Below are 7189 nucleotides of genomic sequence, written 5' to 3'. Positions count from 1 at the left end.
CGCTGGGAGGCGATCGCCAACGGCGATGACGGCGCTGCCAAGGGTCGCGAGCTGGAAATCGCCGAGCTGCTGGGTTTTCTGCGCCAGCAAAAAATCGCCAACACCGTCTGGCTCACGGCCGATGTGCATTACTGCGCAGCCCACCACTACCACCCCGACCGCGCTGCGTTTCAGGACTTCGAGCCCTTCTGGGAGTTCGTCGCCGGACCGTTGAATGCCGGCAGCTTCGGGCCCAACCCGCTCGATGCCACGTTCGGTCCGCAAGTGGTTTTCCAGAAAGCGCCGCCTGCGCAGAACACTTCGCCGTTCGCGGGCTTCCAGTTTTTCGGCGAAGTGCAGATCGAGGGCTTAAGCGGGGAAATGACTGTGCAACTGCGCGACCTGGACGGCGTGGTGGTGTTCGAAAAGAAACTGCAGCCGGCCTGATCGGTTGCACCGCAAGCGCCATGGCAGACGGCTTGCGATGCCATGGCTCAGCCAACAAGGCCCGGCAGCACCAGGCTCGCGCCCAACCCGATGAGCGCGGTGCCGATCACGCGATCGACGAGGCGTTGCTTCTCCAGCATCCGCCGCCGCAATGGCCCGGACGAAAAGAACAGCGCCACGATGCTGAACCACACCCAGTGCGAGAACGACATGAACAGACCGTAGGCAAAGTTCGTCGTCATCGAACTGCCTGCCTGCACGACCTGACTGTAGGTCGCCACCACGAACAGCATCGTTTTGGGATTGAGCGCATTGGTGAAAAAGCCCATTCGAAAAGCGCTCCACAGAGACGGTGTCGCACCCTCGACGGTATCCAGCGCCAACTTTGACGTGTTGAACAGTGAGCGCAGCCCCAGGTAAATGAGATAACCGGCACCCAGCCATTTCATGGCCATGAACAACAGGGGCGATTGCGTGATGATCACGGCAATACCGAACACGGTGTAGAAAACATGCACCTGTACACCGCAGGCAATGCCCAATGCCGCGATCAGTCCACTGCGCCGCCCATAGGCATAACTGTTGCGCGTGACCATGGCGAAGTCGGGGCCTGGGCTGATGACAGCCAATACGGTAATCAGGGCTACTGCCAGTAATTCGTTCATGACCACATTCCGTCAGCGTTTCTTGAAAGTAACGACCAGTACATCGCGGTGGGCAGGTCGATCGGGGTGTATCGGGATGATGGCGCTGACACCGTGCCGGACCTGTGCGTCATTGAGCAGCGCAGCTTCCAGTTCATGGATCATCGAATGCCTGGCCAGCAGCCGCTGGTCGTTATCGTAGATGGACGTTTCGCCCTCCACGACATTGACCCTGTTGACCATCAGCATGAATACAAAGTCGACGCCGTCCCGGTGCACACCTTCGGGCGTGGGAGAGGCGGCGCCCGCGGACGCATCGATGCGGAACTGATGAACTTCGATATGCCATGCGCAGTGTGGCGCCAGCACGTTGAAGCAGGCGCAACACAGATCCATCACCGCCGAAAAAACCAGGCCTTCGCAGAGCTCGGTCGGGATCGGGGCAAAGTGCCGGACAATGCCGCCATTGAGTGGGTTGTGCACAGTGGTCTGGTAATGCGGTTGGTGAGGACTGGGCTGCCAGTGGCGACTGCCCTGCTCGGTGAAGAAGGTGGCGTAACGGCGGAAGCGATAGGTACCACCGTCGCCCATGAACGCGTCCCGGTCCAGATGATCCCATGACAGCCGAAAATCTTCCCAGCCCTGGACGAAGCCGGGTACGGCACTGTTCAGCAAGGCTGCGACCATGGGCGGTTGCAGAAAAACAAACCCATTGCGGTTTACGGTATCGCAGACTTCGGCGATCAGTGGCGTATACAGCTGGGGAGCAAGATTGCCAATGGGCACTGCACGCTTATGAATATTGTCCATGGATTTTCTCCATTTTATTGGTCAGGTCGCCAGAATCCTCGGCAACGAGCGCCATCATGGAGTTTTGCCTGGGCTGAAAAAAACGATTTATAGTCATCGAAACCTGTGAGATTTCGTTGCCCGTATGAGCCTCCCGCCCCTCGCTTCCTTCCGTTTTTTCAACGCTGCCGCGCAAACGCAGAGTTTCATCAAGGCCGCAGAGCAACTGCACGTCACTCATGGCGCTGTGAGCCGCCAGATTCGCTCGCTTGAAGAGGCATTGGGCGTAGAGCTGTTCGATCGACGCAACCGTGCGGTGTTTCTCAACCATGCCGGACGTCTGCTGCATGAGGTGACCCAACCGATGTTCGAGCAGCTGGAACAGGCGGTTCGTCAGGTACAGCAGAAAGCCGGCGAAGACATTCTGGTGTTGTCCTGCGAGCCGACCATCGCAATGAAATGGCTGATTCCACGCCTGCCCGCCTTCAACAAGGCGCATCCGGACATCCAGATTCAATTGCTGGCAGCGGGCGGACCGATCGATTTCTCTCGGTGTAGCGCAGACCTGGCCATCCGACGCGATGATTTCCACTGGGATGACACCGTGCACAGCAGCGCACTGTGTCCGGAATGGGTGGGCCCGGTGTGCGCGCCCAGCCTGGCAGGGCCGGCCGGACGATTGAGCGGCGTGCACCTGCTTCGCAGCCGAACACGACCCGCGGCCTGGGAGCAGTGGTTGCGTCTGGTGCAGCAAGTGGCCTGCGATGTCACGACCATCGATTACGAGCACTTCTACTTGTGCCTTCAGGCGGCCACTGCAGGCCTGGGCGTGAGCATGGCGTCGATGATGATGGTGGAAGAAGAGCTCGCCTCGGGCCAACTGGTCGCACCCTTTGGCTTTGTACGCGACGGGTCCGGGTATTTCCTGCTGTCGGCGCGGTCGACCGAAGAAAGCCGGAAATGCAGGGTTTTTCGTCAGTGGCTGGAGCTCCAGGCGCAGGCATCGGTGGCCCAAGGGCTTGAAGGCACGTCTGCCACCCCCCTCTGATCCGGCCTCGTCTGGTGCAGCAGGAATTAACCACCGCCTCGTCCACCTTGCGCTACGCTTTGTCTTATAACGCCCACCGAGGCTGGTTGGGTGTTCCGCTGTTCCATCAGCCTGGCGACTACGACAGCGCCAGCAAGCGTGCGAGGGGCGAACGTGAAAAACCTAGGCGATATTCTGCAAATCAAGAACTTGACCGAAAAGCTCCAGGGCATCCTTCCATCGACGGCTGCAAAGGGCTACCTGCAGGGGGCCGACGCCTTCGACAAGGGCCGTCCGGACTACCCCAAGGAGCTCGACAACTGGTTGCGCGAGACGATTCAGATCAAGCCGCACAGCAAATGGGACCCACCCCACACAACGGTACTCGACCTGGGGTCAGGGACCGGCAAGTTCATTCCGCGACTGCTTGAGGCCGGCGCCGAAGTGTTCGCCGTCGAGCCTGTTGCGGCGATGCGTGCACAGCTGGAACACAACTGGGCCGACAACCCCTACGTGAAAGTCCTCGAAGGAGCTGCCGAGGAAATCCCTCTCAAAAGTGGGTCGGTAGACGCCGTGGTCTGCGCCCACTCCTTCCATTGGTTCGCCAATGCCGCCAGCATGGCGGAAATCTACCGCGTGCTGAAACCCAGAGGACGCTTGGGGATGATCTGGAACCTGCGCGACACCAGCCACGACTGGGTGCGCCAGATCGCGGACATCGTGAGCGATGTGGCCGGAGACAGCCCACGGTTCTATACCCAGAAATGGCGGGAAGCATTCCCTCACAGCGGATTCACGCCCTTGGTGGAAAAGCGGTTCACCCATACGTACACCGGTACGCCAGAGGACGTCATCCTCAACCGGGTACGCTCGATCAGCTTCATTTCTGCCCTTGCCCCAGAGCAGCAGGAACCGATTTTCCAGAAAGTGCGCGAAATCATCGCCACACATCCGGATCTCAAGGAAAAACAGGAAATCACCGTGCCCTACAACACGGTGGCCTTTCACACTGTCAGGTTTCTCTAGCGCCCATAGCGAGCGGCCGGGGCCGGTCAGTGCACCGGCGTCAGCCCGCTTTCCTCAATTGCCAGCCGGGCCGCCGGGGTGCTCAAGTACTGCAGCAGCGCCGCGGCCTCTTCAGGGTGAGCGCTGGTACGCGTAACGCCACCTGAATACAGCGTCATCTTCTGCACCGCATCGGGAATCAGACCGACGATGTCGATACCCGGTACCGCCTTGAGCTCGCTCAATTGCTGGAACCCCAATTGCACATCACCCCGAGCGACGGCCGCCCCCACCGGTTCGTTGTCGACCAGGCTGCTTTTATCGCGAAGCTGCTCGGTGAGCTTCATGCGCGGGAACAACAGATGCGACAGGTACAGGCCACTGGTACTGTTGGAATAGGCCAGCGAACGGGCGTCAAGCAACGTCTTGCGAAAGGCGTCGACACTGCCGATGTCAGGCTTGGCCTCGCCCTGGCGTACCGCCATGGCAATGAACGACTTGCCGACATCCACCCGTGGCTCGCGCTGCACTTCACCCAATTGAATGAGTTTGTTCAGGGCCGCGTCTTCGGTAAGCACCAGGTCCGCACGCTCGCCGCGCTCCAGTCGACTGGAGATCGCCATGGGGTTGTCGCCGATGGCCGGCGAAGGCAACACCGTGACTTTGACCCCAGTGGCCTTTTCATATTCGACGACGATGGTCTGCATGGCGCTGACCACACCACCGGAGCCGAGCAACGACAGCTGAACCGGTGGGGGCGCTTTCTGCGCGTGGGCGGCGCTGGAGCCGAGTAATACACAAGCCAGCAGAGCGCTGGTGAGCCGTTTGGTCATGACAATATGATCCTGAAACTGAAGATGAAGCCTGGCCGATGACTGGCCAGAGGCGAAGCGAACGAGTGCAGTGAAGGTCAACCGCCTCGCGAGGAATGATCAGTTTACGCGTAATCGGCCAAAAGCCAGGATCAGGTTGCCATTTAAAAAGGTGTTCTCGGGCAACTGCAACTTGGCGAAACAATTTCTCCGGACAGTCGAGCGCTCATTACGGCAATGCGTCGCACGATGCATTGGCAGGATCTGTGGGGTAACTGTCATTTACCCACGCAAGCTCCGGACCGATCATGCCTGCTCCAGACTGGAGTGAACGTATGCCCAACGCCCTGCCCCCCGAACTGCAGATTTTCGACCGCCCCTTGCAGGTGGTCATCCTGCTGTATCCCGGTATCGAGATCCTCGACTTCGCAGGACCTTACGAGGTGTTCAGTGTCGCCACGCGCATCGCCTTGCGCGACGGCCTCAGTGCTCATCCACCGTTTCTCGTCAGCACAGTCGCGGCCAGTCGCGAGCTGCTTACTGCGCGCTACGACCTGCGGGTGCAGCCCGATGCGCAGTTCGATGACGAACTGCCTTGCGACGTTCTGATAGTACCGGGTGGTGTGATCGATCAGCCCGTAAATGATCCGCAGACCCTGGCTTGGGTGCGCCGGATGGCATCGTCGACAGGCTTGCTGACGTCGGTGTGCAGCGGGGCGTTGATTCTGGCCAAGGCTGGCCTGCTGCAAGGACACAGCGTGACCACCCATTGGGCCGACATCCAGGAACTCCGTGAAGGCTACCCGGACCTGGACGTGCAGGAAAATGTACCCTATGTCGACGCCGGCAGCCTGGTCACCAGTGCCGGGATCTCCGCCGGTATCGACATGAGCCTGCATCTGGTGGCGAGGCTGCTGGGCGGTGACGCAGCGCGCATCACCGCGCGCCAGATGCAGTACGAGTGGCGCGACCTGCCAGGCTAGGAACGATCCGCCTTGTCGGCCCGGAACATCTGGCGGATGCCACGTACGGCCTGGCGTATGCGATCCTGGTTCTCGATCAGGGCAAAGCGCACGTGATCATCGCCATAGTCACCGAACCCGATGCCAGGCGAGACGCAGACCTTGGCTTCGGCCAACAGCTTCTTGGCGAATTCGAGCGAACCAAGATGGGCGTAGTCCTCGGGAATCTTCGCCCAGACGTACATCGAAGCCTTGGGGGTTTCCACCATCCAACCCAGCTCGTGAAGACCTTTGACCAGCACGTTGCGACGCTGGCGGTACTGTTCGGCGATGTCTTTCACACACTGCTGATCGCCTTCGAGTGCGGCGATGGCCGCCACCTGCAGGGGTGTGAACGTGCCGTAGTCGTGATAGCTCTTGATCCGGGCCAGAGCGTTGACCAGCTCGGGATTGCCGACCATGAAGCCGATTCGCCATCCTGCCATGTTGTAACTTTTGGACAGCGTGAAGAACTCGACGGCGATGTCCTTGGCGCCCGGTACCTGCATGATCGAAGGCGCCTTCCAGCCGTCGTAGACGATGTCGGCGTAGGCCAGGTCGTGCACCACCAAAACGTCGTAGCGCTTGGCGAGTGCTACCACCCGCTCGAAGAAATCCAGTTCCACGCATTGCGCGGTCGGGTTGGAAGGAAAGCCCAGGATCATCATCTTCGGCTTGGGAATGGACTCGCGGATCGCCCGTTCCAGCTCGTTGAAGAAATCCACACCGGGCACCAGCGGCACCGAGCGTACCTGGGCACCGGCGATCACTGCACCGTAGATGTGAATAGGGTAGCTGGGGTTGGGCACCAGAACGGTATCGCCCTGGTCGAGGGTCGCCAGCATCAGGTGGGCCAGGCCCTCCTTCGAACCAATGGTGACGATGGCTTCGTCTTCAGGGTCGATATCGACCTGATAGCGGTCTTTGTACCAGCGCGAGATCGCCCGACGCAGCCGCGGGATGCCACGGGAAGTGGAGTAGCCGTGGGTGTCTTCGCGCTGGGCAACGGTCACCAGTTTGTCGACGATGTGGGGCGGCGTGGCGCCGTCGGGATTACCCATGCTCAGGTCGATGATGTCTTCGCCGCGCCGACGCGCAGCCATCTTCAATTCGGCAGTGATGTTGAACACATAAGGGGGGAGACGATCGATGCGCGCAAAGCGGCGCGGGCGAACAGGTTCGGCCATGATTTCCTCGGAGACGTAAGCGCCCGGAACCGTCCGAGCGACGTTGGCCACTGCGGTGGCCAGGTCGAACGATAATCGGGCCGATGCGGGGCTGTAAAGCGGAATATGCGGTGCGCCCTTCGCGGGCAGAGGGCTCGCCGCCCGCCCCGCTCCCACAGATGAGGGCCGGGTCTGGGGTACGGCCCTTGCGGGCAGAGCCCGGTTCCACGAAAGTCCCTGTGGGAGCGGGCTCTGCCCGCGAAGGCCGCACCACGGACCCAACCTCTGCCCAAAAAAAAGCCCCGGATCTATTCGATTC

General features: G+C 60.5%; 8 protein-coding genes. 4 read left to right on the top strand and 4 right to left on the bottom strand.

Annotated elements, in window-relative coordinates; genetic code table 11:
- Positions 1–426 (top strand): alkaline phosphatase D family protein (locus B2V21_RS09705; protein ID WP_286916723.1); only part of this gene is annotated, 426 nt, incomplete at its 5' end.
- A 47-nt stretch (positions 427–473) separates the two neighbouring features.
- Here the strand turns inward: B2V21_RS09705 and B2V21_RS09700 are convergent.
- Together B2V21_RS09700 and B2V21_RS09695 are read right to left on the bottom strand one after the other, a co-directional pair.
- A complete protein-coding gene (locus B2V21_RS09700) occupies positions 474–1091 on the bottom strand; it encodes a LysE family translocator (RefSeq protein WP_286916722.1) in 618 nt (205 codons plus the stop codon).
- 12 nt (positions 1092–1103) lie between these two features.
- Positions 1104–1880 carry a 2OG-Fe dioxygenase family protein gene (locus B2V21_RS09695; protein ID WP_286916721.1) on the bottom strand — a complete coding sequence of 259 codons (777 nt, stop codon included), beginning with the start codon at positions 1878–1880 and terminating at the stop codon, positions 1104–1106.
- 124 nt (positions 1881–2004) lie between these two features.
- Between B2V21_RS09695 and B2V21_RS09690 the strand changes: the two genes are divergently transcribed.
- Positions 2005–2907, top strand: coding sequence for a LysR substrate-binding domain-containing protein (locus B2V21_RS09690; RefSeq protein WP_286916720.1), 903 nt, complete (start codon positions 2005–2007; stop codon positions 2905–2907).
- Positions 2908–3060: 153 nt separating this feature from the next.
- Positions 3061–3912: a class I SAM-dependent methyltransferase gene (locus tag B2V21_RS09685; RefSeq protein WP_313661423.1), complete on the top strand. Its 852-nt coding sequence runs from the start codon at positions 3061–3063 to the stop codon at positions 3910–3912.
- Positions 3913–3938: 26 nt separating this feature from the next.
- Here the strand turns inward: B2V21_RS09685 and B2V21_RS09680 are convergent, their stop codons facing one another.
- Positions 3939–4724 carry a substrate-binding domain-containing protein gene (locus tag B2V21_RS09680; RefSeq protein ID WP_049861871.1) on the bottom strand — a complete coding sequence of 262 codons (786 nt, stop codon included), beginning with the start codon at positions 4722–4724 and terminating at the stop codon, positions 3939–3941.
- 314 nt (positions 4725–5038) lie between these two features.
- Here B2V21_RS09680 and B2V21_RS09675 point away from each other — a divergent pair, with 314 nt between their 5' ends.
- Positions 5039–5686, top strand: a complete 648-nt coding sequence (locus B2V21_RS09675) for a DJ-1/PfpI family protein (RefSeq protein ID WP_056844973.1) — start codon at positions 5039–5041, stop codon at positions 5684–5686.
- Here B2V21_RS09675 and alaC read toward each other — a convergent pair.
- Positions 5683–6891 (bottom strand): alanine transaminase, encoded by a 1209-nt coding sequence (alaC, locus tag B2V21_RS09670; protein WP_049861869.1) that lies wholly within the window; start codon positions 6889–6891, stop codon positions 5683–5685. The two genes, B2V21_RS09675 and alaC, sit on opposite strands and share 4 nt — an antisense overlap.
- Positions 6892–7189: the final 298 nt, after the last annotated feature.

Origin of the sequence: Pseudomonas sp. UBA6276 (assembly GCF_002438365.1) — a bacterium.
Lineage (GTDB): Bacteria > Pseudomonadota > Gammaproteobacteria > Pseudomonadales > Pseudomonadaceae > Aquipseudomonas > Aquipseudomonas coleopterorum.
The sequence above is the reverse complement of the archived record's forward strand: the minus strand, read 5'-3'. Positions and strand labels throughout refer to the sequence as shown.